General features: G+C 61.4%; 22 protein-coding genes and 1 pseudogene. 12 read left to right on the plus strand and 11 right to left on the minus strand.

Annotated features, from left to right (window positions below; translation table 11 throughout):
* Positions 1 to 45: 45 nt before the first annotated feature.
* Entirely contained in the window at positions 46 to 432 is a 387-nt protein-coding gene (locus AYR47_RS19570; RefSeq protein WP_061436410.1) for a hypothetical protein, read from the minus strand.
* Positions 433 to 577: 145 nt separating this feature from the next.
* Positions 578 to 1,300: a pirin family protein gene (locus AYR47_RS19575; protein WP_061436412.1), complete on the minus strand. Its 723-nt coding sequence runs from the start codon at positions 1,298 to 1,300 to the stop codon at positions 578 to 580.
* A 180-nt stretch (positions 1,301 to 1,480) separates the two neighbouring features.
* On the opposite strand from AYR47_RS19575, the gene AYR47_RS19580 reads away from it, so the two are divergent.
* A complete protein-coding gene (locus tag AYR47_RS19580) occupies positions 1,481 to 2,431 on the plus strand; it encodes a GlxA family transcriptional regulator (RefSeq protein ID WP_061436414.1) in 951 nt (316 codons plus the stop codon).
* 148 nt (positions 2,432 to 2,579) lie between these two features.
* A complete protein-coding gene (locus AYR47_RS19585; RefSeq protein ID WP_061449451.1) occupies positions 2,580 to 4,049 on the plus strand; it encodes a winged helix-turn-helix domain-containing protein in 1,470 nt (489 codons plus the stop codon).
* Here the strand turns inward: AYR47_RS19585 and AYR47_RS19590 are convergent.
* Both AYR47_RS19590 and AYR47_RS19595 read right to left on the minus strand, forming a co-directional pair.
* On the minus strand, positions 3,996 to 6,758 hold the full coding sequence (locus tag AYR47_RS19590) for an ATP-binding protein (protein WP_061436416.1): 2,763 nt from the start codon (positions 6,756 to 6,758) through the stop codon (positions 3,996 to 3,998). The genes AYR47_RS19585 and AYR47_RS19590 overlap by 54 nt on opposite strands.
* A 58-nt stretch (positions 6,759 to 6,816) precedes the next feature.
* Positions 6,817 to 7,215: a helix-turn-helix domain-containing protein gene (locus tag AYR47_RS19595; protein WP_033898180.1), complete on the minus strand. Its 399-nt coding sequence runs from the start codon at positions 7,213 to 7,215 to the stop codon at positions 6,817 to 6,819.
* 204 nt (positions 7,216 to 7,419) lie between these two features.
* Here AYR47_RS19595 and AYR47_RS19600 point away from each other — a divergent pair, with 204 nt between their 5' ends.
* On the plus strand, positions 7,420 to 8,331 hold the full coding sequence (locus tag AYR47_RS19600) for a LysR family transcriptional regulator (protein WP_033898183.1): 912 nt from the start codon (positions 7,420 to 7,422) through the stop codon (positions 8,329 to 8,331).
* A gap of 121 nt (positions 8,332 to 8,452) precedes the next feature.
* On the opposite strand, the gene AYR47_RS19605 is transcribed toward AYR47_RS19600, so the two are convergent.
* Positions 8,453 to 9,310: an IS3 family transposase gene (locus tag AYR47_RS19605; RefSeq protein ID WP_033901970.1), complete on the minus strand. Its 858-nt coding sequence runs from the start codon at positions 9,308 to 9,310 to the stop codon at positions 8,453 to 8,455.
* Positions 9,307 to 9,600 (minus strand): transposase, encoded by a 294-nt coding sequence (locus AYR47_RS19610; RefSeq protein WP_033901971.1) that lies wholly within the window; start codon positions 9,598 to 9,600, stop codon positions 9,307 to 9,309. Before AYR47_RS19610 ends, AYR47_RS19605 begins: the two co-directional genes overlap by 4 nt.
* Before the next feature lie 887 nt (positions 9,601 to 10,487).
* On the opposite strand from AYR47_RS19610, the gene AYR47_RS19615 reads away from it, so the two are divergent.
* Positions 10,488 to 10,925: a carboxymuconolactone decarboxylase family protein gene (locus AYR47_RS19615; RefSeq protein WP_033898184.1), complete on the plus strand. Its 438-nt coding sequence runs from the start codon at positions 10,488 to 10,490 to the stop codon at positions 10,923 to 10,925.
* Positions 10,926 to 10,928: 3 nt separating this feature from the next.
* Here the strand turns inward: AYR47_RS19615 and AYR47_RS19620 are convergent, their stop codons facing one another.
* The gene (locus tag AYR47_RS19620) at positions 10,929 to 13,079 is read right to left on the minus strand and encodes a TonB-dependent siderophore receptor (RefSeq protein ID WP_061436417.1); all 2,151 of its coding nucleotides are present in this window, start codon (positions 13,077 to 13,079) and stop codon (positions 10,929 to 10,931) included.
* A gap of 88 nt (positions 13,080 to 13,167) precedes the next feature.
* Positions 13,168 to 14,064, minus strand: coding sequence for a helix-turn-helix domain-containing protein (locus AYR47_RS19625; RefSeq protein ID WP_061436419.1), 897 nt, complete (start codon positions 14,062 to 14,064; stop codon positions 13,168 to 13,170).
* A 139-nt stretch (positions 14,065 to 14,203) separates the two neighbouring features.
* Between AYR47_RS19625 and AYR47_RS19630 the strand changes: the two genes are divergently transcribed.
* The 3 genes from AYR47_RS19630 to AYR47_RS19640 are packed head-to-tail and all read left to right on the plus strand — an operon-like array spanning position 14,204 to position 17,967.
* Positions 14,204 to 15,562 carry a glutamine synthetase family protein gene (locus AYR47_RS19630; protein ID WP_033898188.1) on the plus strand — a complete coding sequence of 453 codons (1,359 nt, stop codon included), beginning with the start codon at positions 14,204 to 14,206 and terminating at the stop codon, positions 15,560 to 15,562.
* 24 nt (positions 15,563 to 15,586) lie between these two features.
* Positions 15,587 to 16,675 (plus strand): polyamine ABC transporter substrate-binding protein, encoded by a 1,089-nt coding sequence (locus tag AYR47_RS19635; protein WP_033898190.1) that lies wholly within the window; start codon positions 15,587 to 15,589, stop codon positions 16,673 to 16,675.
* A complete protein-coding gene (locus AYR47_RS19640) occupies positions 16,672 to 17,967 on the plus strand; it encodes an NAD(P)/FAD-dependent oxidoreductase (protein WP_033898191.1) in 1,296 nt (431 codons plus the stop codon). Before AYR47_RS19635 ends, AYR47_RS19640 begins: the two co-directional genes overlap by 4 nt.
* Here the strand turns inward: AYR47_RS19640 and AYR47_RS19645 are convergent, their stop codons facing one another.
* Positions 17,968 to 18,861: a LysR substrate-binding domain-containing protein gene (locus AYR47_RS19645; protein WP_061436420.1), complete on the minus strand. Its 894-nt coding sequence runs from the start codon at positions 18,859 to 18,861 to the stop codon at positions 17,968 to 17,970.
* 113 nt (positions 18,862 to 18,974) lie between these two features.
* Here AYR47_RS19645 and AYR47_RS19650 point away from each other — a divergent pair, with 113 nt between their 5' ends.
* Genes AYR47_RS19650 through AYR47_RS19660 form a run of 3 tightly spaced genes read left to right on the plus strand, consistent with a single transcriptional unit; the run spans position 18,975 to position 21,240 of the window.
* Positions 18,975 to 19,979 (plus strand): aldo/keto reductase, encoded by a 1,005-nt coding sequence (locus AYR47_RS19650; protein ID WP_033898194.1) that lies wholly within the window; start codon positions 18,975 to 18,977, stop codon positions 19,977 to 19,979.
* A 17-nt stretch (positions 19,980 to 19,996) separates the two neighbouring features.
* A complete protein-coding gene (locus AYR47_RS19655) occupies positions 19,997 to 20,794 on the plus strand; it encodes an SDR family NAD(P)-dependent oxidoreductase (RefSeq protein ID WP_033898195.1) in 798 nt (265 codons plus the stop codon).
* A gap of 29 nt (positions 20,795 to 20,823) precedes the next feature.
* The gene (locus AYR47_RS19660; protein ID WP_033898196.1) at positions 20,824 to 21,240 is read left to right on the plus strand and encodes an SRPBCC family protein; all 417 of its coding nucleotides are present in this window, start codon (positions 20,824 to 20,826) and stop codon (positions 21,238 to 21,240) included.
* Between the two features lie 58 nt (positions 21,241 to 21,298).
* Here AYR47_RS19660 and AYR47_RS19665 read toward each other — a convergent pair whose 3' ends face one another.
* Complete coding sequence (locus AYR47_RS19665; protein WP_033898199.1) at positions 21,299 to 22,690, minus strand: sensor histidine kinase; 1,392 nt, start codon at positions 22,688 to 22,690, stop codon at positions 21,299 to 21,301.
* Positions 22,668 to 23,352 (minus strand): annotated as a pseudogene (locus AYR47_RS19670) (response regulator transcription factor). The gene AYR47_RS19665 and the pseudogene AYR47_RS19670 overlap by 23 nt, the downstream one beginning before the upstream one ends.
* Positions 23,353 to 23,642: 290 nt before the next feature.
* Here AYR47_RS19670 and AYR47_RS19675 point away from each other — a divergent pair.
* Together AYR47_RS19675 and AYR47_RS19680 are read left to right on the plus strand one after the other, a co-directional pair.
* Positions 23,643 to 24,548, plus strand: coding sequence for a hypothetical protein (locus AYR47_RS19675; protein WP_038848479.1), 906 nt, complete (start codon positions 23,643 to 23,645; stop codon positions 24,546 to 24,548).
* A gap of 230 nt (positions 24,549 to 24,778) precedes the next feature.
* Positions 24,779 to 25,117, plus strand: a complete 339-nt coding sequence (locus AYR47_RS19680; protein ID WP_061436424.1) for a hypothetical protein — start codon at positions 24,779 to 24,781, stop codon at positions 25,115 to 25,117.
* Positions 25,118 to 25,149: the final 32 nt, after the last annotated feature.

Genomic DNA, 25,149 nt, shown 5'->3' on the forward strand with positions numbered 1-25,149 from the left:
ACCGGCTGATCAGGCCGGTTTGGGGTTCCCGCCAGCAGCGCGGGATTAAACGTTATTGCCTTGCAGACGATCAGCACCGCCTTCAGCCAAGCCACGTTCTTGCAGACGATCAGCACCGCCTTCAGCCAAGCCACGTTCTTGCAGACGATCAGCACCGCCTTCAGCCAGGCCGCGTTCTTGCAGGCGATCAGCACCGCCTTCAGCCAGGCCACGTTCTTGCAGACGATCAGCGCCACCTTCGGCAACACGACGTTCCAGTAGGCGGTCCGAACCGTTTTCGGCAACGCGGTTACTTTGCAGGCGGTCCGAGCCACCTTCTGCAACACGGCTTTCAATCAGTCGATCCGAGCCGCCTTCAGCGACAACAGGGTGAGCAAATGCGTTGGCAGCGAGTACCGAGAAAGCGAGGCTAAGCAAGATTTGGCGTTTCATGTTGGTGTGCTCCGAGTGTTTTAGTTGGGTTGTTGCGGGTATGGGGTTGATGTTACGCGTTGCATTTTTTAAGAGAACTTCATTGGGCTGATGGTGACTATCGACGCCAGCGATGGCTCGTTTCGGCGAGCCATCGCAAGCCCGGTCATGGCATCTGCGGCAGTTCCTGCGGGCGCAGGTCGAACACCAGTACTTCGGCGTCCTCGCCCTGGCTCAAATGAATCTGCCGTTCATCCCGCACGCGGGCGCCGTCGCCTTCCTGCAAGCGCTGGCCGTTGACTTCAACGCTGCCACGGGCCACATGGATGTACACGTGGCGATCCGGCGCCAGGTCCAGGGCGGCGGTTTCGTCGCCATTGAACAGCCCTGCATAGACCCGTGCGTCCTGGCGCACGCTGAGGGAGCCGTCGTTGCCATCCGGCGAGATAATCAGCTGCAAGCGCCCACGTTTCTGCGCCTCGCTGAAGTGCTCCTGCTGATAACGCGGTTCGGCGCCGGCTTCATTGGGCACGATCCAGATCTGCAGGAAGTGCACGCCACGGGTCTGGCTGTGGTTGAACTCGCTATGGGCCACGCCGCTGCCGGCGCTCATCAGTTGCACATCGCCTGGACGGATCACCGAGCCGGTGCCCAGGGTGTCTTTGTGTTCCAGCGCGCCTTCCAGCACATAGGAGAAGATCTCCATGTCGCGGTGCGGGTGCTGGCCAAAGCCTTTGCCGGCCGCGACGCGGTCATCGTTGATCACCAGAAGGTCGGAAAAACCCTGTTCTTTCGGGTTCCAGTAGTTGGCAAACGAGAAGGTGTGGAACGACTTCAACCAACCGTGATTGGCGGCGCCGCGTTCGGAAGCTTTGCGAAGGGTCAGCATGGTCTTATCCTCAAGTGGGAGCGGGCTGCAACATGCAGGGCTCCGGCGTTGAGAAGAAGGTTAATGGTTATCCTAAGATTCATTAATAAGCTGAAATCTGAATAACTGTCTCATTCAGGTTGACAGTGGTGAACGTGTAATAATGGCCGCCGCATTCCTTATCGATGGACCTTTCTTGTTATGAAAACCGTGGCCATGGCGCTGTTTCCGGACTTCCTCCTGCTCGACATGGCCGGGCCGCTCGAAGTGTTTTCCATTGCCAATCGCTACCTGCCAGCGGCGGATCACTATCAGATCCTAACCCTCGGCACCGAGCCTGGCCCGTTGCGCGCCTCCAATGGCGTCGCGGTACAGACCGACCTGCTGCTGGACCAGGCCCAGGATGCCTACGACCTGCTGCTGGTGCCCGGTGGTCCAGGTGCCTACAACGAATGCCACCCCGCGTTATTGCCCTGGCTCAGGGCCGCGGCGCCACGGGCACGGCGCTTTGGTTCGATCTGCACAGGCGCCTTTGTACTCGGGCATGCCGGGCTGTTGGACGGTCATCGCGTGACCACCCACTGGCACTACACCGAGCGGCTGATCAAGGCGTTCCCCAAGGCGATTGTCGAAACCGACCGTATCTATTTGCAGGACGGGCGTCTGATCACCTCGGGTGGCGTCACGGCGGGTATCGACCTCGCGCTGTCAGTGGTAGCCCAGGACCACGGCAAGCAGGTCGCCGTCGAAGTGGCCAAGGTGCTGCTGGTGGTGATGAAACGCCAGGGCGGCCAGGCGCAGTTCAGCCCGATGACGGCGGCGGTGGCGCCCCAGGAAACCGCAATTACCCGCGTGCAGCAGCATGTGCTGGAGCATCTCGACCAAGCCTTCACCATCGAGTCCATGGCTGAGCTGGCCGGCATGAGCGCGCGGCATTTTGCGCGGCTATTCGCCAAGGATGTGCAGATGACGCCGATGGCATTCCTGCAAGGCGCGCGCATCGACCGCGCCCGGCAATTGCTGGAAACCACCGACCTGCCGCTCAAGACCGTGGCTTTTCACGCAGGCTTCGGCAGCGTGCGGCACATGCGTTTTCTGTTCAGTGAAAAACTGGGCCTCAACCCGACCCAATACCGACAGCAGTTCAGTTAACGACAGAATGTCCGTCTCGCGCACCCGAATGTCCGTATCGCTCCCCGCGCCAGCATTGTCCTGTCATCGCCAACTGGCAAGATAGCGGCAAGCCCATGGAAAAGGATGCGCGAACGCCCAAGGCCGGGTGTTTCAGCGCTTTACACAGATGAACAACCCGCAGGCGATTGAGGCTGAAGGCACGGTGCGTTTCGGCGCCTATGTCTTTCACCGGCAACAACGTCTGGTCAGCAAGGCAGGCTGGCCGGTGCCGTTGGGTGGGAGGGCGCTGGATATCCTCACGACGTTGCTCGAAGCGCCTGGGCAGTACATCAGCAAGGCCACCTTGATCGAGCGCGTGTGGCCGAACAGTGTGGTGGAAGAAAACAACCTGCGGGTGCACATCGCTGCACTGCGTCGCGCCCTTGACGGGCAGCGCTTCATTCTCAACGATCCGCAGCGTGGCTACTGTTTTGCAGCCGCTGTGCACGGCGTTGTGCCGGCCACGTTACCCCGGCATAACCTCGCCGTACGCCTTAGTCCGGTGATGGGCTGCGATGAACTGTTGGGTGTGCTGGTGCGGCGCTTGTCCGGCCAACGCCTGATGACGCTCACCGGGTGTGCCGGCGTGGGCAAGAGCAGCCTGGCCCTGGCGTTGGCCGAGCGGGTGCTGCCGCGTTATCGGGACGGCGTGTGGTGGGTCGACCTGGCCACGGTGGAAGCGCCGATGAGCATGTTGCGCCACCTGGCTTTGGTGCTGCATCTTGAACCCTGCGCCAGTGCGGCTGAACTGGGCCGGCAATTGGCGACCCGTCAGTTGCTGCTGGTGCTGGACGGTGCCGACTTGCTGCTCGGCGCCTGCCGTCACCTGGTGCGCGTGCTACGCGAAGCGGCGCCCCAGGTCAGTGTACTGGTCAGCAGCCGTGAAACCCTGCAAGTCCCCGGCGAATGGGTGCAGCGCGTGCCCCGGCTGGCGGTGCCTGCGCCGTCAATGCTGGGCAGTGTCGAGGAGGCGATGGTAAACCCTGCGGTGCAAGTGTTCGTCGCCCGAGTACGTGCGGCTCAGCAAGGCTTTGTGCTGCGGCCTCAGGACCTGGCCCCGCTGCGTGACATCTGCCGGCGCCTGGATGGTATTCCCCTGGCCCTGGAGCTGGCGGCCGCTCAAGTGGACGCCCTGGGTGTGCGGGGATTGCAGCAGCAATTGTGCAAAGGCGTACAGGTACTGAGCCGGGGCCGGCGTACGGCGGTGGAACGTCATCAATCCCTGAGCGCCGCCCTGGACTGGACTTACCAGCGCTTGAGCCTGCCGGAGCGCTGGCTGTTCCTCCAATTGAGCCTGTTCAAGATGGCCGTCACCTTGCCCACCTTGAGCGAATTGGTCACCGGCACCGAGTTGGAACATGCCGACCTGGCCTACCTGCTGGAGCGTCTGGTCAGTACTTCGTTGCTGAGCCTTGAACCGGGCCCTGGCAATGCCCGTTACCGCCTGCTCAACTGCGTGCGCAGCTATGCCCTGACGCAATTGCGCGACCCGATGCAGGTCGCGCGTTTGCAGCAGGGCTATGGGCATTACCTGGGGCCGTTTTCAGGCCGGCCGTTTGTCCTGCAACTCGTCGAGCAGGCGGCGTACGCGGACTAGGTCCTGGGTGGCAAAGCCTTCAGTGAACCGCGCGTAAATCGAACTCAGCAGATCCCGCGCCGGCTGCACGCGGCCTTGCGCCTGCCACAGCCTTGCCAGTGAGGTGGCACAGCGCAACTCCCAGGCAAGCGCGCCTTGCTGGTGTGCCAGGCCCAAGGCTTCCAGCAGCAGCGTTTCGGCCGCACGGCGATCTGTCAGGCTGTCTGCACGCACCCTTAGAATCTCCGGGGTACACCAACCTGCGAGGCCATTTCTGGCGCGTTCAAATAGCCCGTCACTGACCTCGATGGCGTTGAACGTCACCAGGATGTCCTCGACCAGGCCCAGCCCCTGCACATCGGCCATCGGCAACGTGCCTTCGTAGCAGCGCGCCCAAGTCTGGAACAGCTGCACCGAGTGCTTTTGCGATTGTTGCAACAGTTGGTCCAACTGCTCGCGTGCCACCTTGTTGTCGCCGTTGTAGTAGGCGATGACCACCCCGGCCAGGGCCAGGGTATAGCAGATCGACGTGCCATGATTGATGTTCAAGGCCAGCGCCAACGCCTGGCTTGCGGTGCGCCACGCGCGCTCCGGGTAACCCCGCAGCCACAGGATGCGCGCGAGGATGGTCAACGAGGCGACGCTCTGGTCGTACTGCACGCCAAAACCGTGGGTAAAACGGTTGAGGTGACCGCTGTGGGCCATGCGCTGGATCACCTGCTCAGCATTGTGCTGCGCCAGTGCCTGGTTGCCGGCGAAGTGTTGCGCTAATACCCGCAGGCGTTGGGCGCTGAGGGCCAACAGGGGCTCGGCCTCGGGACCCAGGCGGTCGAAGTGCAGGCTTTGCGCCAAGGCCTCACGGTAGTCGCCGCAGCACAGGTTCACGGCCATGTATCCCGACACCGCACGCAGTTGGCCTGCCAGGTCCTTGCCGGCTTCCGCCAGGCGCCGGGCGCAACGGAAGGCTTCGATGGTCTGCGGCGTGCCGCCTTGGGTGTGATAGGAAAAACTGCCCAGCGCCAGCTGCAACGCCATGTTCAAGCGCTGGCTCGGTGTCCTTGACTCGCCCAGCCGTGCCAGGGCCTTGCCCACGTACAAACCCTGGTCACGCAGCAGCGACAGCTCCTGCCACAACGGCATCGCACTCACCGTGAGGCGCATGCCCAGCACGTGCACACCCTGGTCACTCAGGCTCCAGTCGAGGGCGGCACGGATGTCTTCGCGCAGGGGCGCGTAGCGGTCGATCCAGGGTTGGGTCGCGGTCAGTTCCCAATCGTCCTGGGCCTGGTGCATCAGCGCCAGGCAGCGTTCGGCGTGGCGCTCGCGGGTGATGTCGAGTTCATCGGCGACGCTGAGTTTCTCCAGGGCGTAGGTGCGGGTGATGTCCAGCAGGCGATAGACCATCTCGTCATCGCCGGCTTCCACATTGAGCAGGGATTTGGCGACCAATTGAGTGATGGAGCCCAACACTTCGGTCGGTGCAATCTTTTCCCCGGCAATCACCGCTGCCGCGCTGGCCAGGCTGAAACCGCCGCGAAACACCGCCAGGCGCCGCAGGCAGATCTGTTCGCAGGCGGTCAGCAGCTCAAAGCTCCAGTCCAGCGTGGCGCGCAGGGTTTGATGGCGGGGCAGGGCGTTGCGCCGGCCACGGGTCAGCAGGCGGAAATTGTCCTCCATCTGCACCAATAGCCCTGGCAAGCCAAAGCGCTCGATCTGCGCCGCCACCAACTCGATCGCCAACGGAATGCCGTCCAGGCGCTGGCAGATATCGATTGCCAGCGGCAGCTCGGCTTCGCTCAGTTCAAAGCTGTCCTGATGGGACATGGCCCGCTCGATCAACAATTGCAGGGCGGGGTAGCCCAGTGCCTGCGCGCGGTTGCCGGTGACGGGCGGGCAGGCCAGCGGTTCCAGGCGCTGCACGGACTCGCCCTCGGCGCGCAATGCCTCCCGGCTGGTGGCCAGGATGTGCAGCCTGGGCGCATGGCGTAGCAGGGTCTCGCTGATCAGGGCGATGTCGTCAAGCAGGTGCTCGCAGTTGTCGATCACCAGCAGCAGTTGGCGTTCCTGCACGTTGCGCGCAAAGGTGGTCAAGGGTTCATGCTCGGCGTGGGGGAGATCGAGCAGGGCGGCCAGGTTGGGCAGGATCATCGACGGCGCGCTCAGTGGCGCCAGGTCGAGCAGGCGAATGCCGTCGCGGTAATGGCCGATCAGCAATTCCGCGACTCTCAGCGCGACGGTGGTCTTGCCGATACCGCCGGCGCCGGTCAGGGTGATAAAGCGTTGTTCCGGCAGTTGCTGCACCAGGCTGTCGATCAGGGCCTGGCGGCCGATCATCCGCGTACGGCGCAACGGCAGGTTGTGGCAAGGACGTTGTGGGGCACCTTCGGTGGGCGGCGTCATCGGTTCGATGCTCAGTGGCGTAACAAAACTGTAGCCGCGCTGGGCCACGGTCACGATATAGCGCTGCCCGGCCTGGCCATCGCCCAGGGCCTTGCGCAACGCCGCCATATGCACCCGCAGGTTGCCGTCTTCCACTACGCTTTTGGGCCAGACGCGGGCGATCAATTCCTGCTTGCTCACCACATTGCCGGCCTGCTCCAGCAGGATCAGCAGGATATCCACCGCGCGCCGTCCCAAGCGCAACGGGCGACCCGCCTCCAGCACCAGGCGTTGGCGCGGGTGGATGCGATAGGGGCCGAAATGCACGGCCTGGTCGCCGGGATCGCTCATGGGGGGCCATGCTCGAGAAATGGGGAGCGGCCAGCATATTCCAGGTACGCACCGACCACTAGGCTGCGATCACTTGAGGCTTGTGGCGCGAGTGGTGATTTCGCCAGGTCATCGGGTTGACACCTTCGCTGCGGGTGAACATATGGCAGAAGTGCGCCTGGTCGCAAAAACCGCATTCCAGGCTGATTTGCGTCAGGCTCAGGGACGAGCTGGTGATCAGTTCCTTGGCGCGCTGGATACGTTGTTGACGGATCCACTCCTGTGGCGACAACCCGGTGGTGCACTTGAACGCCCGGGAAAAATGGCTGCGCGACAACGCGCAGGCCTGGGCCAGGTCGGCAATGGCCAGGCTTTCGCCGAGGTTGGCCAGGATCAGTTGCTTGGCGATGCGCTCGCGCCGAGGGCACAGGCCTCCGGTGGCGGACAAACGAGGGGCATATTGCTCGAGTCGGGCCATGACAAATATCCGCAGTCGATGGGAGCGTTCCCGGTGAATGGATGCAGTGTAGACGCCACTAATCTTGTTGCCGGACCGTCCGGCTGACGAGTTAATCGTTGTTAATTTCGCCAGGTGCGCAGGTGGAAAAGACAGCACAGGCATGCAATGCAAGTCGGGTTTTGCGTGCTTATCTGTGGGCTTGCCAACCGTTTGGATAGCCCCATGAACCGCAACGACCTGCGCCGCGTCGACATGAACCTGCTGGTTATTTTCGAAGCACTGATGTTCGAGAAGAACCTGACCCGTGTCGCCGAAAAACTCTTTATGGGCCAACCGGCAGTGAGTGCGGCATTGGGGCGTCTGCGCGATTTGTTCGACGACCCGTTGCTGTTGCGTAACGGACGGGGCATGGAGCCCACGCCACGCGCCGTGGCGATACTCAAGGAGTTGCAACCGGCCATGGACACCATCTCCGGCGCGGTCAGCCGTGCCAAGGATTTCGACCCGTCCAGCAGTTGTGCAGTGTTTCGCATTGGTCTCTCGGACGATGCTGAGTTTGGCCTGTTTCCGCCTTTGCTCAGTCAACTGCGCGAGGAGGCGCCGGGGATCATCGTGGTGGTGCGCCGGGCCAATTACCTGTTGATGTCGTCGCTGCTGGCCAGTGGTGAGATTTCGGTGGGGGTGAGTTACACCACTGACTTGCCGGCGAATGCCAAGCGCAAGAAGCTGCGGGATATTCCGTGCAAGGTCTTGCGTGGGGATGGGGGGACTGAGCCGCTGACCCTGGATGACTACTGTGAACGCCCTCATGCGATGGTGTCGTTTTCGGGGGATTTGAGCGGCAATATCGATCTGGATTTGGCGAGGATCGGCCGGGCGCGGCGGGTGGTGTTGGCGGTGCCGCAGTTCAGTGGGTTACGGGCGTTGTTGGCGGGCACGCAAATTATTGCGACGGTACCGGATTATGCGGCGTGTGCGTTGACCGAGGGGACGTCGTTACGGGCGGAGGATCCGCCGTTTGCGATTGATGCCGCGGAGTTGTCGATGGTGTGGAGCGGGGTGCATGACAATGATCCGGCGGAGCGGTGGTTGAGGGGGAGGATTGGGGAGCATATGGCTCGGGGTTTTGACTGAGTACATATCCGTTATTAGGTTGATGGCTGAAATAGGTTCCGCCCTTACGGCGGCTCACTTTGGAAAAGCCCCAAAGTAAGCATGGACTTGTTCCCTCAAAACGTACGCCATGAAGCGAGTGTTAAGCAGTTTGCTTCAGTTGCTTTGCGTAGTCATTAGGTGAGCTGTATCCCAGCGCCGAGTGCAGCCGTGCCGCGTTGTAAAACCCATGGATGTAGCTTGCGATTGATGCATGGGCCTGTGCTTTGCTGGGATACACACCGATGGCTTCTTCCTTCTTGAGTGTGGCAAAAAAGCTCTCTGCCACGGCGTTATCCCAGCAATTCCCCTTACGGCTCATGCTTTGCACGAAGCCTCTTTCCGCGATCATGCTACGAAAACCGCTACCGGTGTATTGTCGGCCTCGATCAGAGTGAAAAATCACACCGTGATCCACGGGCGCTCTGGTCCAGGCGTTCATGAACGCCTGTTGTACCAAGCCCTCGGGCATACGATCCGACAGGCTGTAACCCAGCACCTGCCGGGTCTGGATACTCAACACCACAGCCAAGTACAACCAACCCTGGCGGGTCGAAATATACGTGATATCCCCCACCCAGGCGGGTGCTGGGCTTGTCACGGAAAAGCGTCGTTTTAACACGTTGTCAGAAATAGGTTGGATATACCGGTTATCCGTCGAGTGTTTGAAGCGGGCTTTGATTTTTCCTCGCAGCATTTCCTCTCTCATCAGACGAGCTACTCGCTTGTGCCCTATCGCGTACGAGCGGTTATGAAGCGCCTTAACCATGCGTGGACGCCCATAAGTGCCTCGGCTTGCCCGATGAATCGCGCGAATTTCCAAGCGAATCGCCACATCTGGATCAGGACGTTTCTGACGCTTCAAATAGCCGTGAAAGCCCGACACCGAGACCTCCATCACTCGACATAACAGCCTGACTGGAAAGTGAGTCCGTTCACGGGCGACAAAGGCGTATCTCAGTTGGACTCTTTGGCAAAGAACGCCGTCGCTTTTTTTAGGATTTCTCGCTCCATTTTGAGCGTGGCATTTTCAGCTCGAAGCCGAGCCAGCTCGCTTTCCAGGTCAGAGACCGGATGCCGGGCAGGAGAACTGAGAGGACGCCCGTTGCGTGCGGCGTCCAGCCAATTACCTAAGGTTTTGACCGAGATATCCAACTGTCGGGCAGCTTCTCCTCGACCAATGCTTTCAGCGAGTGTCACTGCCTGAGCTTTGAAGTCGTCGGTGTAACTGCGGCGAGTTTGCTGTGCCATAAGTGCCTCCAAGATTGCGATTAAAATATCGCTTCTTGGCGTCCGCTGCGAGGGAACAAGTCCACCAAAGGGCTCTTGCCCCAACACTCGGCACCTCGCCTAGGCTCGGTGTGCCCGAACGCAGGCTTGAATCCGTGGGCCGCCGCGATGGGCCATCCTTGGCCCAGCGCGGCTAACCCGGCGTCCTGCCGGGTTACCCACGGATTCAAGCCTGCGTTCGGCCAGCGTGTTTAACGGGGCGCCTTAGATCAAGATCAAGATCAAGATCAAGATCAAGATCGAAAGCAAGAGCACGGCGGCCTAGTAGCCGACCTGAGTGGTTAGATCAAGAGCAGATACGTGTAGGAGCCGGTGTGCCTGCGAAAAATGTGAGAGCGTGGCGTACATCCTGGTTTATCGCGTCATCGTCGAAGACCATCGTGGACTGCGTTTGCCGTTGCCTTTGCTCCACACCACTCAAGCCGGCTGTCAGGCCGCTGTGCTTTTGTTTTTGATCTTGATTTTGATCTTAGGCGCCCCGTCAAACACGCTGGCCGGAATCTGACAGGGATTTGGGGGGTAAACCGGCAGGGATGCCGGTTTAGCCGCCCCGCGCCATGGATGGCGCGGGGCGGCGGCCCCCCAAATCCCTGTCGGATTACGGGCACACCGAGCCTAGGCGAGGTGCCGAGTGTTGGGGCAAGAGCGTTTTGCTTACTTTTGCGCTCTATCAAAAGTGAGCCGCTGTAAGAGCGGAACCATAGGTAGCCGCTACCCTAATAACGGATATGCCCCCATACCCCCCGCCCAAACAATTGGTCACCCATTCTTCCCCAAAATTGGATATTCCTCCCCCAAGGCCCGATGACTAACCTAGCCACCAATCCCCACAGCCTTGGAGCACCCTCATGCAAACCCGTACCGATTTCTACACCGCCTCCCCAGACGCCATGAAAGCCATGCTCGCCTTGGAAGCCGCCGTCGGCAAACTGTCCATCGAGCTGCCCCTGCTGGAACTGGTCCGCCTGCGCGTCTCGCAGATCAACGGCTGCGCCTTCTGCCTCGACATGCACACCGCCGACGCCCGTAAAGGCGGCGAAACCGAACGCCGCCTATACACCGTCTCCGCCTGGCGCGAAACGCCGTTCTTTACCCCGCGTGAACGCGCCGCACTGGCCTGGGCCGAAAGCCTGACCCTGATCAGTCACACCCACGCCCCGGACGAAGACTTCAACGCCCTGGCCGCCGAGTTCAGCCCTCAGGAGCAGATCGACCTGAGCGTGGCTATCGCCACCATCAACAGCTGGAATCGCCTGGCCGTGGGTTTCCGCAAGATGCCGAAGTAAGCGTCAGAAGTTGACCGAAGCACTCAGGCGCGCCGTCAACGGCGCGCCCTGGAACAGATAGTCATCGCCCATGTACTCGCCCGCGTCGCGCCAGTAGCGCTTGTCGAACAGGTTGTCGACGCTCAGGCGGAACACCGTTTCATAGCCGCTCACCTTGGTGGTGTAGCGGCTGCCTACGTTCACCACTGCGTAATCCCCCACCTCCACATTGCCGCTACGGTTGGCGTACTTCTTGGCGCTGTATTGCACGCCGCCCAGCACCGCCAGGCCGTTCACCCAAGGCAACGCGTAATCGGCATACACACTGGCGCGCAGCTTGGGCACGTTGATCGCTTGGTGGCCCTCATAGTCCGCAGTGCCGCTGCCGCTCACCCGCGCGCGAATCGCCGCCACGCTGGTTGCAATCTGCAGGCGCTCGGTGGCCCAGCCGTTGGCCGACAGTTCCAGTCCGGTGTTTTTTTGCTCGCCCTGTTGCACATAGTCGAATTGGCCAGTGCCGTCCGGCTTGGCGTACTGGTAGGCCTGGCGGGTCTGGAATACAGCGGCGGTAAAGCTCATGCGGCGCCAGTCGTATTTAACGCCGGCTTCGATTTGACGTGAGGTGGTGGGGGCCAGGGTTTCGCCGTCGTTGCGGGTCGTCCAAGGTGCCTCACCGCCCAGGGACAGGCCTTTGCTGTAGCTGGTGTACAACGACACGTTTTCCACCGGTTTGTAGATCAACGATGCCTGGGGCAGAAACTCGTATCGCTGGGTGTGGCGTTGTTGATTGCCGTTTTCGTCGAAGGCTTTTTCATCCAGACGCACTTCACGGCCCCCAAGGATGGTTTGCCATTGCTCGTTGAAGCGGATGCGGTCGGTGACGAACAGGCCGTACTGGCGGCTGTCGAGGCGCTTGTGCTTGTCGTTGAGCGGCACGTCGGTGGGGGTGAAGGTCGGGGCGTCAACATTGATGTTGCTGCTGCCGATGTATTCGTTGACCGATTTGCGCTTGTCGACCACCCGGCGGAACGCGCTGGTGCCAAAGGTCAGTTCATGGCCGAGGCTACCGGTGTCGAACAGCCCGGTCATGGCTGCCTGCACTTCGTCGTCACGGCGGGTGTCGTCGGGGCTGCGGTAGTCGTAGATGTCGTAGTCGCCGGTAGGGCTGAAAAAGGCGGTGCCGCAATCGGTGACGTAGAAGCAACCATAGGCAAACGAACTGTAGTCATCGATCACCACCTTGCTGCGGGCGGCGCTGACACTGCCTTTCCACTGATCGCTGAAGCGGTACTCGAACTTGCCGTTAAGGTTCAGTGAATCAATGCCCACTTGCTTCGAACCGCTCTGGTGCCCCAGCAGTTTTTTTGGCGAGGCGTCGTGGGGCACTTCGGTGCCGCCCAACAACTGGTAGCCCGGCACCGAGCGCTGTTGTTTGTTCTGGTACTCGGCATCTAGTTGCAACACCGCGTCAGGGCTGATGTTCCAGTCGAACGCCAGGGACACAAAGTCACGCTGGCCGTTGGCGTGCTCCACATAGGAGTTGAGGTCTTCATGGGCCACGTTGGCGCGTAGGCCGAATTGCTGCTCGCTGCCAAACCAGCCGCCGACGTCGGTGGCAATGTAGCCGCTGCCACGGTCGTCAGTGGAGACGGTTACCGAGCGCACATCTTCCGGGCGCTTGGTCACGTAGTTGATCACACCACTGGGCTCGGAAATCCCGCTTTGCAGGCCCGCCAGGCCCTTGAGCACTTCCACCTGTTGTTTGTTTTCCAGGGCGACGTTCTGCTCGCCCGTGATGGTGCGCCCGTTGATCTTGTAGCTGCTCGCCGCGTTCAGCGAGAAGCCGCGTACCACAAAATTCTCGTAGTAGCCGATGGGCGCGTAGCTGTCGCCCACGGATGCATCGTTGCGCAGTACTTCACTGAGCAGGCGCGCCTGTTGGTCCTTGATCAGTGTGGCGTTGATCACCGTGATCGAAGCGGGCGTGTCGAGCAGCGGCGCGTTATCGAAGCCGCCCACCGAGGCGGTTTCACTGCGGTAGCCGGATTCATCCTGGCCCTGGACGTTCACCGCCGGCAGTTCGATTTCAGCCGCGAGGCTGTTACCAATGCCGCCGCTGAGCAGCAGGCCGAGGGCGAAACGAGAGGTGACAACGGGACGAAAACGCAAAACCATGGGGGCAGGGCCTTAAAGCGCAGGGCGGGAGGGCGCATAAGCTAGGCATATCGGCCAGGTTTTACAAGGTATTGAGAAGGTTTCTCCGTTAGTGACGATGCTTTAGCGTTTCACTCGGCAGTTCCTTGAACAATGCCCGGTAACTGTTGGAAAACCGCCCCAGGTGCCAGAACGACCAATTCATCGCCACCTCGGCCACGGTGGCGTTCGGTGAGCCCAGCAACTCCCGCCGCGCCCCATTCAACCGGCGCAACCGCAACCACTGCGCTGGGCTCATCCCCGTATAGGTCTTGAAGCCCTGTTGCAACTGACGCAACGGCACGCCGGCAATGTGCGCCAGTTCCAGCAGGTTCACGGTCTCATCCGGTGCATCCGCCGCCCATTCGCCGATGCGCGCCATCAGCCGACGCTCGTCGCTGCGTCGCTGCAACGAGTGGCGGTCCAGGCAAACGCAGGCGTTATCGAGGATGAACAGGCAATCGTCCAGCAACTGCTGGGTGAGGGCGTCACGGCTGGCGGGGTCGATTTCGGTGGACAAGCGGGTGAGGGTGCCACTCAGCCAGCGGCTGAACAGCCCATTCTGTTGGCAGCTCAGCGGCGCCATGAACAGGCCTTCCAGCTTGGCCACATCCAGCCCATGGCGCTGCACGAATTGCGGCCCGAACACCACCGCCACTTCACGGTAGTTTTCCGGGGTGATCCAGGTGTTGTGGCTTTCGCCATTGAGCATGTACAGCGCGTTATCACTGCCGTCGAAACAGAACGCCAATGAGCCTGGCGGTGCATTGAAATGCTGCTCTACGCGGGTGTTCATGCACTCCTCGTACACCTCCACGCCTTGCAGGTCGAGGTAGCGGATCTGCCCGGCAAAATGCCCTGGGGACATCTGCTGGTACTGCTGCACCCAACCGGGTGTCGCATTGCATTGAGCGGCCACATCACCGGTGGTGAAGGCCTGTACGCGCAAAGCTGTTGCCTGTGTCATGGGTAACCTGGGCGCACTCTATTGGTGCGTTGTGGTTCGTGCAAAGTGGATAGATGCCGCAGGGGCGGCGCATCAAGATAGACCTCAATGCGCCAGGAGTACAAGCCGGCGCATGCACCCAACCCATGACGAGGTCCTTATGAACGCCCCCTTCGATCAGCTGTCCGCCTGGCTGAAAGAACACAAGATTACCGAAGTCGAATGCGTGATCAGTGATTTGACTGGCATCGCACGCGGCAAGATTGCACCCACCAACAAGTTCCTGCATGAGCGAGGCATGCGCCTGCCGGAAAGTGTACTGCTGCAAACGGTAACCGGGGACTTTGTCGACGACGACATCTACTACGACCTGCTCGACCCGGCCGATATCGACATGGTCTGCCGCCCGGTGTCCAACGCCACCTACGTGGTGCCGTGGGCCATCGAGCCGACGGCGATTGTGATCCACGACACCTTCGACAAGCAGGGCAACCCCATCGAACTGTCGCCGCGCAACGTGCTGAAGAAGGTCCTGCAGTTGTACACCGACCAGGGCTGGCAGCCGATCGTCGCGCCGGAAATGGAGTTCTACCTGACCCAGCGCTGCGAAGACCCGGACCTGCCGCTGAAAACCCCAGTAGGCCGCTCGGGCCGCGCCGAAACCGGTCGCCAGTCGTTTTCCATTGATGCGGCCAACGAATTCGACCCACTCTTCGAAGACGTCTACGACTGGTGCGAAGCCCAGGGCCTGGACCTCGACACGTTGATCCACGAAGACGGCCCGGCGCAGATGGAAATCAACTTCCGCCACGGCGATGCCCTCGACCTCGCTGACCAGATCACTGTGTTCAAGCGCACCCTGCGCGAGGCAGCGCTAAAGCACAACGTCGCCGCCACGTTCATGGCCAAGCCGGTGGCCGACGAGCCGGGCAGCGCCATGCACCTGCATCAGAGCGTGGTCGACATCGCCACCGGCAAACCAGTGTTCGTCGACGCTGACGGCAACAAGAGTCCGCTGTTCCTGCACCACATCGGCGGCTTGCAGAAATACATCCCCAAGCTGCTGCCGATGTTTGCGCCCAACGTGAACTCGTTCCGTCGCTTCCTGCCGGACACTTCGGCACCGGTCAACGTCGAGTGGGGCGAAGAGAACCGCACCGTTGGCCTGCGCGTGCCCACCTCCAGCCCCGACGCCATGCGCGTGGAGAACCGTTTGCCCGGCGCCGACGCCAATCCCTACCTGGCGATTGCGGCTAGTCTGCTGTGTGGCTACCTCGGGATGATCGAGCAGATCGAACCCAGCGCGCCAGTGGAAGGGCGTGCCTATGAGCGCCGCAACCTGCGCCTGCCGTTCACCCTCGAAGATGCGCTGGCACGCATGGAGGATTGCGATACGGTCAAGCAGTACCTGGGCGACAAATTCGTGCGGGGCTACGTCGCGGTCAAGCGCGCCGAGCACGAGAATTTCAAGCGGGTGATCAGTTCCTGGGAGCGTGAGTTCCTGCTGTTGAGCGTCTAAAAAAACCAAAAAAGGGGTGTCGATATGCGTCTTGTGAAACAGCTTCTCCCGCTGGCCCTGGTGGCCGCGTTCAGCAGTGCCAGCCAGGCGGCGCCGACGGTCAGCGTCTACAACTGGACCGACTATATCGGCGAGACCACCCTGGCGGACTTCCAGGCCAAGACCGGGATCAAGCCGATCTACGACGTGTTCGACTCCAATGAAACCCTGGAGGGCAAGTTGCTCGCGGGGCGCACCGGCTATGACGTGGTGGTGCCGTCCAACCACTTCCTGGCACGCCAGGTGAAGGCTGGTGCGTTCCTCAAGCTCGACCGCGCGCAACTGCCCAACTTCAAGAACCTTGACCCCAAGCTGCTCAAGCTGCTGGAAAAAAATGACCCCGGCAACGCGCACTCGGTGCCGTACCTGTGGGGCACCAATGGCATCGGCTATAACGTCGACAAGGTCAAGCAGGTGCTGGGCATCGACCATATCGATTCGTGGGCGGTGCTGTTCGAGCCCGAGAACATCAAGAAACTCAACCAATGCGGCGTGGCCTTCCTCGACTCGGCGGACGAGCTATTCCCGGCGATCCTCAACTACATGGGCAAGGACCCGCGCAGCGAGAACCCCGAGGACTACAAGCAGGCCGAGGCCAAGTTGCTGACGTTGCGGCCGTACATCACCTACTTCCATTCTTCCAAGTACATCTCGGATTTGGCCAACGGTGATATCTGCGTGGCCTTCGGTTATTCCGGCGACGTGTTCCAGGCCGCCAACCGCGCCAAGGAAGCCAAGAACGGCGTGAACATCGCCTATTCGATTCCCAAGGAAGGCTCCAACCTGTGGTTCGACCTGCTGGCGATTCCCGCCGACGCGAGCAACCCGAAAGAAGCCCATGCCTTTATCAACTACCTGCTTGACCCTGAGGTGATCGCCAAGGTCAGCGCCTCGGTGGGGTATGCCAACGCCAACCCGGCCGCCAAGGCGTTCATGGACCCGGAACTGGTGAACAACCCTGAGGTGTACCCGTCTCAGGAAGTGCTCGACAAACTCTATATTTCCACCACGCCGACCCCGGCGACCATGCGCCTGATGACCCGCGCCTGGAGCAAAGTGAAGACCAACAAATGATGCCGTCGACTGACCACGCCCGGTCTTACTACCGGGCCACGGCCAACGCCCTGACGGAGCGCCCCGCATTGGGCGCCGACCTGACCGCCGATGTGTGTGTGATCGGCGGCGGCTTCACCGGTGTGAATACCGCCATCGAGCTGGCCCAGCGTGGGCTCTCGGTGATCCTGCTGGAAGCCCGGCGCATCGGCTGGGGCGCCAGCGGGCGCAATGGCGGCCAGTTGATTCGCGGTATCGGCCATGACGTGTCGGGCTTCGCCAAATACGTGGGCGAGGAGGGCGTGCGTTACCTGGAGCGTGCCGGCATCGACTCGGTGGCGTTGGTGGGCGAGCGTATTCGTGAGCACAACATCGACTGCGACCTGCGTTGGGGCTTTTGCGAATTAGCCAATACGCCCGCGCAGTTCGCTGCGTTCAAAGGCGAGCAGGCGCACCTGGCGGCGCTGGGGTATACCCACGAAACGCGCCTGGTCGGTCCGCAGGATATGCCGCAAGTGGTGGGCTCGTCGGTGTATGCCGGCGGCTTGGTAGACATGGGCTCCGGGCATCTGCACCCGTTGAATCTGGTGCTGGGTGAGGCGCAGTTGGCCGAATCCCTCGGGGTGCGGATTTTCGAACACACCGAAGTGCTGGAGCTGATCCACGGCGACAGGGTGCAGGTGCGCTGCGCTGGCGGCAGCGTGCGTGCCGACCACCTGGTGCTGGCGTGCAATGCCCATCTGGAGGAACTGGAGCCGCGCTTGAGCGGCAAGGTGCTCCCGGCGGGCAGTTATATCATCGCCACCGAGCCTTTATCCGAGGCGATGGCCAACCAGTTGATCCCACAGAACCTCGCGCTGTGCGACCAGAAAGTCGGCCTGGATTATTACCGGTTGTCCGCTGACCGCCGTCTGTTATTCGGCGGCGCTTGCCATTACTCCGGCCGCGATCCGGCGGACATCGCCGCCTATATGCAACCGAAAATGCTCAAGGTGTTCCCGCAACTGGCCCATACCGCCATTGAGTTCCAGTGGGGCGGCAAGATCGGCATTACTGCCAACCGCTTTCCGCAGGTGGGCCGGTTGAAGCAGTACCCGAATGTGTTTTATGCCCAGGGCTATTCCGGGCATGGGCTGAACGTCACCCACTGGTGCGCCAGGCTGCTGGCCGAAGGTATCCACGCCGGCCACAGCACGGGCCTGGATATTTTCAGCCAAGTGCCACACATGACGTTTCCGGGTGGCAAGGCGTTGCGCTCGCCGCTGTTGGCGTTGGGGATGTTGTGGTATCGGTTAAAGGAGCTGATGGGTTGATCAACCGACGGGTTCGGTCAGTACTTTCCTGAAGGTTTCCACCAGAGGCCGCAGGTTGATCCGATGCCACGCCGCCCACAGCGGCGTGGTGTAGCTCAGCCACGGCAACTCCCGCAACACCACGCCGGGCGGGGCATTGCGGCTCAAGCCCTTTTGCACCATCGCCACGCCCAGGCCTGAAGCAACCAGGCCCAAGGCGGTAAACGGTTCACCGGCTTCCATGGGGATCTGCGGGGTGAAACCGGCGCGGATGCAGGCGGCGATAAAGTCGTCAGTTGGATGCGCGCCGGGTTTGCGCTGTACGCCGATCCATTCCTGATCGGCCAGGTGCTCGGGCAGCAGCTCGCTTTGGCGTGCCAATGGGTGGTGTTCAGGCAGGGCCAGCAGCATCGGGTCATCCAATACTTGCAGTGCGATCAGGTCGGGATCATCGTCGGCCGGCGGCTCGTTCACCAGCGCGATATCCAGGCTGCGCTGACGCAGGCCTTCCAGTTGTTCGAGAGAGGGCAGGTTGTACAGCTTGATATGCACGGTGGGGCGGTCGTCGCGCAGAATGCGCAGGGCATTGGGCAACACACCGGCATGCATGGCGTTTTCGATGTAGCCGATGCACAGCCCACCTTCTTCGCCACGGCCCAGGCGCTTGCCCAGGGACTCCAGGCGATAGGCATGGGTCAGCAGCGCTTTGGTTTCAGCCAGGAAGGTCTGGCCGTCACGGGTCAGGCGGATGCGTTGCTGGCTGCGTTCGAACAGGGTCAGGCCCAGGCGCTCTTCCAGCTGGGCTATCTGTCGGCTCAGCGGCGACTGGGAGATGTGCAGGCGTTCGGCAGCACGGCCGACGTGTTCTTCTTCGGCGACCACTTCGAAGTAGCGCAGTTGGCGGAGATCGATCATGTTAGACCTACAAGGACTCAAGTTGGTCGCAGTATGTCTTGGACGGTCCGATCTCTGCAATCTAGGATCTGCTCAACGGTCACAGCGACCCCTGAACCCATTGAGGATCCACCATGAGCTTGAAAGACAAACTCCCAGGCCAGCTCGGCTTTGGCACCGCACCGCTGGGCAACATGTTCCGCGCCATTCCTGAAGACGAGGCCCTGGCCACCGTGGAGGCCGCCTGGAACGCCGGCGTGCGTTACTTCGACACCGCGCCGTTCTACGGCTCGGGACTCTCGGAAATCCGCCTGGGCCAAGCGCTGTCGCAGTACAACCGCGACGACTTCGTGCTCAGCACCAAGGTCGGCCGGGTGATCCTCGACGAAGTCGAAGACAGCGCCCGTGATCTCGGCGAAAAAAGCGGCGTGTTCGAACACGGCCGCCCGAACAAGATGCTCAACGACTACAGCGCCGATGCCACCTTGCGCTCCATCGAAGACAGCCTGACCCGCCTGAACACCGATCGCCTGGACATCGTATGGATTCACGACATCGCCCAGGACTTCTACGGCGACCAGTGGCTGGAGTACTTCAACCAGGCCCGCACCGGCGCTTTCAAAGTGCTGACCCGCCTGCGCGAAGAGGGCGTGATCAAGGCCTGGGGCCTGGGTGTGAACCGCGTCGAGCCGTGCGAATTGACCTTGGACCTGACGGACGCGCAGCCCGACGGCTTTTTGCTGGCTGGCCGCTACACTCTGCTGGACCACGATCGCGCCCTGCAACGCTTGATGGACGCGGCCCTGGCGCAGAACGTCGAAATCGTCGTCGGTGGCCCCTACAGCTCCGGCATCCTTGCCGGTGGCGCGCACTTCGAGTACCAGAAAGCCAGCCCGGCGATCATCAGCAAGGTCGAGCAGATCAAGGCGATCGCCCAGGCATTCGGCGTGAGTGTGAAAGCCGCCGCGCTGCAATTCTCCCTGGCCCATCCGGCCGTGGCAGCGGTAATTCCGGGTGCCAGCCGTCCGGGCAGGATTGCCGAAGACGTTGCAGCGTTGTCAGAAAAGATCCCGGCAGCCTTCTGGCAGGCCCTGCGCAATGCCCGATTGATTTCGGATCGCGCACCACTGCCGCTTTAACCTCAGGAGTTTCAACCATGAAAATTGATGTAAGCGGCAAAGTAGCGATTGTCAGCGGCAGCACCGCTGGAATTGGCCTGGGCATCAGCCAGGCGCTGGCGCAGTCCGGCGCCACGGTGGTGGTGATCGGGCGCGACGCGGGCAAGGTGGATGACGCCTTGGCGAGCATCCGCCAGACCGTTCCCGGCGCGGACCTGCGTGGTTTGGTGGCGGACCTCGGGACGGCCGACGGTGCAGAAAAACTCTTCGCCGCCGAACCGCGTGCCGACATCCTGGTCAACAACCTGGGCATCTTCAACGATGTGGATTTCTTTGAGGCCCCGGACAGCGAATGGACACGCTTTTATGAGGTCAATGTGATCTCCGGCGTGCGCCTGGCGCGGCATTACACACCGGGCATGGTCGAGCAGGGCTGGGGGCGGGTGATTTTCCTGTCGTCGGAGTCCGGCGTGGCGACCCCGGCGGACATGATCAACTACGGCGTGACCAAGAGCGCCAACCTGGCGGTGTCCCATGGTTTGGCCAAGCGCTTGGCGGGCACCGGCGTGACGGTAAACGCGGTGTTGCCTGGGCCGACCTTCACCGACGGCCTTGAGCAGATGCTCAAGGACGCCACCGCACAATCCGGGCGCAGTGCGCGGGACGAGGCGGATGTGTTTGTGCGTAACGCACGGCCGACCTCGATCATCCAGCGCGCGGCAAATGTGGATGAAGTCGCCAACCTGGTGGCGTACATTGCTTCACCCCTGTCATCTGCCACCACCGGTGCCGCGTTGCGGGTCGACGGTGGTGTGGTCGACAGCATGGCCATCTGAATTGTTTTTCATTTTCTGGAGTAATTAACGTGGCAACAGCGTCTTCTGTAATTGAAATCCCGGTGTCGGCCGATCAGGTCTGGCAATTGGTCGGCGGCTTCAACAGCCTGCCGGACTGGCTGCCGTTCATTGTCAAAAGCGAGCCAAGCGACGGCGGCCGCGTGCGTCACCTGCAAACTGCCGACGGCGGTGTGGTGGTGGAGCGGTTGCAGAGTTTTGACAACGTCGGGCGTACCTACAGCTACACCATCGAGCAGTCTCCGTTCCCGGTGAGTGCGTACCTGGCGACGTTGCAGGTTGAGGCCTTGACCGAATCGTCGGCGAAAGTGACCTGGTCGGGTGTGTTCACACCGGCGGCGGGGACTTCGGATGCGGCGGTGGAGGAGTTGTTTACCGGGGTCTACAGCGGAGGGTTGGAGGCGTTGCGCGCCAATTTTCCAGGCTGATCCGCGTCCCCTGTAGGAGCCGGCTTGCCGGCTATTACAGGGTTTTGTGGTGCTTGTGTTATTCAGGCATAAGCTGCTGGCGGCATTCCAGGACTAATCTGGCACCGCCTTGCTCGCTGGTACCGACCTCCAACTTGAACCCGTGCAAGTTGATGATCGCCGCCACGATCGACAAGCCCAACCCGAACCCGCCTTGCTGGTCGCTTTCATCCACGCGATAGAAGCGCTGGAACACCGCGTCACGTTCCGCCGCGGGTATGCCGGGGCCGGAGTCGTGCACTTCAATGCGCGTGCTACCCCCATCATTGACCCCGCGCAAGATCACTTCGCCGCCCGGCGGGGAGAACTTGATCGAGTTGCTCAACAGGTTGGCCAGGGCCTCGAACAGCAGGGCACGGTCGCCGGTGATCCACGGCAGGGATTCCGGGGTTTCGAGGCGCAATTGCAGTTCGCCTTCTTCAGCCAGGGGCAGGTAGAAGTCGTGCAGCTCGCGCAACAGCGGCAACGGGTCCATGACCAAAAAGCCGGAGCGACGCTGGTGGTCTTCCAGTTCGGAGATACGCAACAGCCCGCGAAAGCGCGCCATCAGGGTGTCGGTTTCGGCAATCGCGTCATCCAGTTTCACCGCGTAGTCCGATTCCGCCTCGGCCTCCTGCTTGATCCGGTACAGCTGCGCACGCAGGCGTGTCAGCGGGGTGCGCAGGTCGTGGGCGATGTTGTCGCACACGCCCTTGACCTCGTTCATCAGCTTCTCGATGCGATCCAGCATGGCGTTGACGATGGCTGCGAGCATGTCCAGTTCGTCGCGTCGGTTCGACAGCGGCAGACGGTGAGTCAGGTCGCCGGCGACGATGGCTTCGGCGCTGGCCTGGATCCCGCGAATGCGTCGCAACGGGCGTCGACGCAATAAGTGCCAGCCGGCAGCGCCGGGGATAATCGTCAACGAAAGCGCCCACAGCAGGGCATGCCAGATGATCCGGGTCACGCCAAACAGCGAACCGTTGGCGCGCACCAGCACCAGCCAGCGGCCGTCTTCGGTATGGGTGGCGACAGCGTCGCAGCTGTCCTTGGGCAACTTGGGGTCGTCGGAGTCGACGCAATTGGCCAGGGCGTGGATCTTGCCGTCCAGCGGCAGGTCGGGCGGCACTGCGCGGATCGGCCCGCTCAACGGGCGGAATTGCTCGTCGAACAAACCGTAGGCGTCCACGCCCTTCATGTCGAAGGTCATGCTGGTGGTCAGGGCCTCCACCAGTTCCTCACCGTCAAAGCGCTGGAACAAGTGCTGGCGCTGCATCAGGGAATGGCGCGACAGGTCGCCCAGGTAACCCGACACCTCGTAATACAGCACCCCCATGAGGATGCAGCTCCACGCCACGAACAACGAACTGTACAGCGCCAGCAAACGGCTGCTGGAAGAGCGCCAGCCCTTAGAGGGGTTCAGCAATGACATAACCGGAACCTCGTACCGTGCGGATCAGCGGCGTGAGGCCCGGTGGATCGATCTTCTTGCGCAGACGGCCGATGTGCACGTCGATCAGGTTGGTGCCGGGGTCGAAGTGATAGCCCCAGACTTCCTCGAAGATCATCATCCGCGACAGGATCTGCCCGGTGTTGCGCATCAGGAACTCCAGCAATTTGTATTCAGTGGGCAGCAGGCTCAGGGGCTGATCGGCGCGGCTGGCTTCGCGGCTGATCAGGTTCAGCTCCAGGTCGGCCACGCGCAGGGCGGTTTCGAATTCCTGGACCGTGCTTTTGCGCCGCAGCAGCACTTCGACGCGGGCGGCCATTTCATCCGAAGCGAACGGCTTGGTGAGGTAATCATCACCGCCGGCACGCAGGCCCGCGTACACGCTCATCTACGTCGGAGAGGGCGCTGATCATCAGGATCGGCGTCGACACACCAATCGTGCGCAGCGTGGTGACGATGGCCAACCCATCGAGTTCCGGCAGCATGCGGTCGAGGGTGATCAGGTCGTAATCGCCACTCACGGCGCGGACCAGGCCTTCGCGGCCGTTGTCTACCCAATCTACATCCAGTCCATGGCTACTCAGCTCGGCGACGATTTCGCGGGCCGTTACGGCGTCATCCTCGATGGTCAAAATACGGGTCATAGGATTACCTGGTGAGCGATTCACACTAGAAGTACGGGCATTTTGCCAAGAAATGGCTGAACGCTTCCTAAATAAAACTTCATGTTGGCAAAACCGCCACATTGGCCTTCGGGAATGCATAACGCCCGCCTGCCACTGGCCTTTCTTGCAACTTGCATGGTCCTAGGAAGTTCAAGTTATTTAACCTGTTGAAATATATGGATATTTATTTTTGTGGCGACTGGCATGGTGCCTGCACTGTCCCTTTTGAGACTTGTAACACTATTTTTCTGCCTTGGAGCACAACAACAATGATCACATCCTCATCCACGCTGCAAGAGTCGAGCGCGCTCTCCGGGGTTTCCTGGGGGGCGATTTTTGCCGGGGCGGCCGCTGCGGCCGCATTGTCACTGATCCTAGTATTGCTGGGCTTCGGCCTGGGCTTTTCGGCGGTGTCGCCGTGGGCTGACAGCGGTATCAGTGCCAAGGGGCTTGGCATTTCCACGATTGTCTGGCTGGCATTCACCCAGATTGTCGCGTCCGGGCTGGGCGGTTACATCGCCGGCCGGTTGCGGGTGAAGTGGGCGAATATGCACGGCGATGAGGTGTACTTCCGCGACACCGCCCATGGTTTCCTGGCCTGGGCTGTGGCCACCTTGATCACTGCGGTACTGGTGGTCGGTTCGGTCAGCAGTGTCGTCAGCGGCGGCGTGAAAGCCGGTGCCAGCGTTGCAGCCGGTGCGGCCAGCGGCATCACCCAAGCCGCCGGCAGTGCTGCCAAGGGCGTCAACGGTGGCGACTTCGACTACTACGTCGACAGCCTGTTCCGCGACGACCGCCCGGTCGCCGTCAGCGATGACGCCGCCCATGGTGTAGTTGCCCGCATCTTCACCCGCACCCTGAGCAACGACGGCCAACTGGCCCCTGAAGACCGTGCCTACCTGGCCCAGTTGATCAGCCAGCGCACCAACCTCAGCCAGGCGGATGCCGAAGCGCGTATCGATAAAGTCTACGGCGATGCCCGCAAAGCAGTGGAAGACGCCAAGCTCAAAGCCAAGCAAGCCGCTGATACCGCCGCCAAGGTCGCTGCCTATACCTCGCTGTGGACCTTTGTTGCCCTGTTGATCGGCGCGTTCTTCGCCAGCTTCGCAGCCACCTTTGGCGGTCGCCGTCGCGATGCCGTGGTGTATGTCGAAACCGAACACTTCGTACGTTAATTCAAGGAGAACATCATGCGCTCATTACTGCTTTGGTTCCTCGGTGTGCCTATTCCGGTGATCATCCTGATCGCGATCTTCATGCACTGATAGCCGCCCCAACCAAGCCGCGCCTAACCAACAGGCGCGGCGTTTGGCTGTAAGGTCCTGGCCCAGATCCGCTATCACGGCCGAGTTCTCACGCAATTGTTAATAGCGGCTTAACCCGCGCTTGGCTAGACTCGCGCCCCATGAGCCGCCTTCTACGCGTCATCCTCGTCATGCTTTTAAGCCTCACGCTTCCCCTGACCGGGATGGCGGGTGTGCCGTCGAGCACCGAACCTTGCCCGATGAAGATGTCGGATATGCAAGTGATGACCGACATGAACCCGGACTGCTGTCAGGACGGTGTTGATCATGGCAAGGCCTGCAAACCCGGCCAGGAATGCAAGACCGGCGGCCTGTTGCAACTGTCCCTGCCGGTGCTCAAGGCGCCGTTGACCCTGGCCCATCCGCTGCTCGTCAGCGCCTCTTCGGATTTCATCCCCGACCGCACGCCGTCCGGCGTCTGGCGCCCACCCCGTTCCTGATTCCTGTTGCACCTCAAGACGCATCCCCTGAT

This window comes from Pseudomonas azotoformans (assembly GCF_001579805.1).
Classification (GTDB): Bacteria; Pseudomonadota; Gammaproteobacteria; order Pseudomonadales; family Pseudomonadaceae; genus Aquipseudomonas; species Aquipseudomonas azotoformans_A.

Bases quoted from the DNA above. Each gene is read 5' to 3' on its own strand.
- AYR47_RS19650 (WP_033898194.1), top strand. From the start codon at position 18,975: ATGAGCTTGAAAGACAAACTCCCAGGCCAGCTCGGCTTTGGCACCGCA.
- AYR47_RS19575 (WP_061436412.1), bottom strand. From the start codon at position 1,300: ATGCTGACCCTTCGCAAAGCTTCCGAACGCGGCGCCGCCAATCACGGT.
- AYR47_RS19635 (WP_033898190.1), top strand. From the start codon at position 15,587: ATGCGTCTTGTGAAACAGCTTCTCCCGCTGGCCCTGGTGGCCGCGTTC.
- AYR47_RS19640 (WP_033898191.1), top strand. From the start codon at position 16,672: ATGATGCCGTCGACTGACCACGCCCGGTCTTACTACCGGGCCACGGCC.
- AYR47_RS19665 (WP_033898199.1), bottom strand. From the start codon at position 22,690: ATGTCATTGCTGAACCCCTCTAAGGGCTGGCGCTCTTCCAGCAGCCGT.
- AYR47_RS19610 (WP_033901971.1), bottom strand. From the start codon at position 9,600: ATGGCACAGCAAACTCGCCGCAGTTACACCGACGACTTCAAAGCTCAG.
- AYR47_RS19675 (WP_038848479.1), top strand. From the start codon at position 23,643: ATGATCACATCCTCATCCACGCTGCAAGAGTCGAGCGCGCTCTCCGGG.
- AYR47_RS19570 (WP_061436410.1), bottom strand. From the start codon at position 432: ATGAAACGCCAAATCTTGCTTAGCCTCGCTTTCTCGGTACTCGCTGCC.
- AYR47_RS19595 (WP_033898180.1), bottom strand. From the start codon at position 7,215: ATGGCCCGACTCGAGCAATATGCCCCTCGTTTGTCCGCCACCGGAGGC.
- AYR47_RS19615 (WP_033898184.1), top strand. From the start codon at position 10,488: ATGCAAACCCGTACCGATTTCTACACCGCCTCCCCAGACGCCATGAAA.
- AYR47_RS19645 (WP_061436420.1), bottom strand. From the start codon at position 18,861: ATGATCGATCTCCGCCAACTGCGCTACTTCGAAGTGGTCGCCGAAGAA.
- AYR47_RS19680 (WP_061436424.1), top strand. From the start codon at position 24,779: ATGAGCCGCCTTCTACGCGTCATCCTCGTCATGCTTTTAAGCCTCACG.
- AYR47_RS19630 (WP_033898188.1), top strand. From the start codon at position 14,204: ATGAACGCCCCCTTCGATCAGCTGTCCGCCTGGCTGAAAGAACACAAG.
- AYR47_RS19625 (WP_061436419.1), bottom strand. From the start codon at position 14,064: ATGACACAGGCAACAGCTTTGCGCGTACAGGCCTTCACCACCGGTGAT.
- AYR47_RS19580 (WP_061436414.1), top strand. From the start codon at position 1,481: ATGAAAACCGTGGCCATGGCGCTGTTTCCGGACTTCCTCCTGCTCGAC.
- AYR47_RS19585 (WP_061449451.1), top strand. From the start codon at position 2,580: ATGAACAACCCGCAGGCGATTGAGGCTGAAGGCACGGTGCGTTTCGGC.
- AYR47_RS19620 (WP_061436417.1), bottom strand. From the start codon at position 13,079: ATGGTTTTGCGTTTTCGTCCCGTTGTCACCTCTCGTTTCGCCCTCGGC.
- AYR47_RS19600 (WP_033898183.1), top strand. From the start codon at position 7,420: ATGAACCGCAACGACCTGCGCCGCGTCGACATGAACCTGCTGGTTATT.
- AYR47_RS19590 (WP_061436416.1), bottom strand. From the start codon at position 6,758: ATGAGCGATCCCGGCGACCAGGCCGTGCATTTCGGCCCCTATCGCATC.
- AYR47_RS19655 (WP_033898195.1), top strand. From the start codon at position 19,997: ATGAAAATTGATGTAAGCGGCAAAGTAGCGATTGTCAGCGGCAGCACC.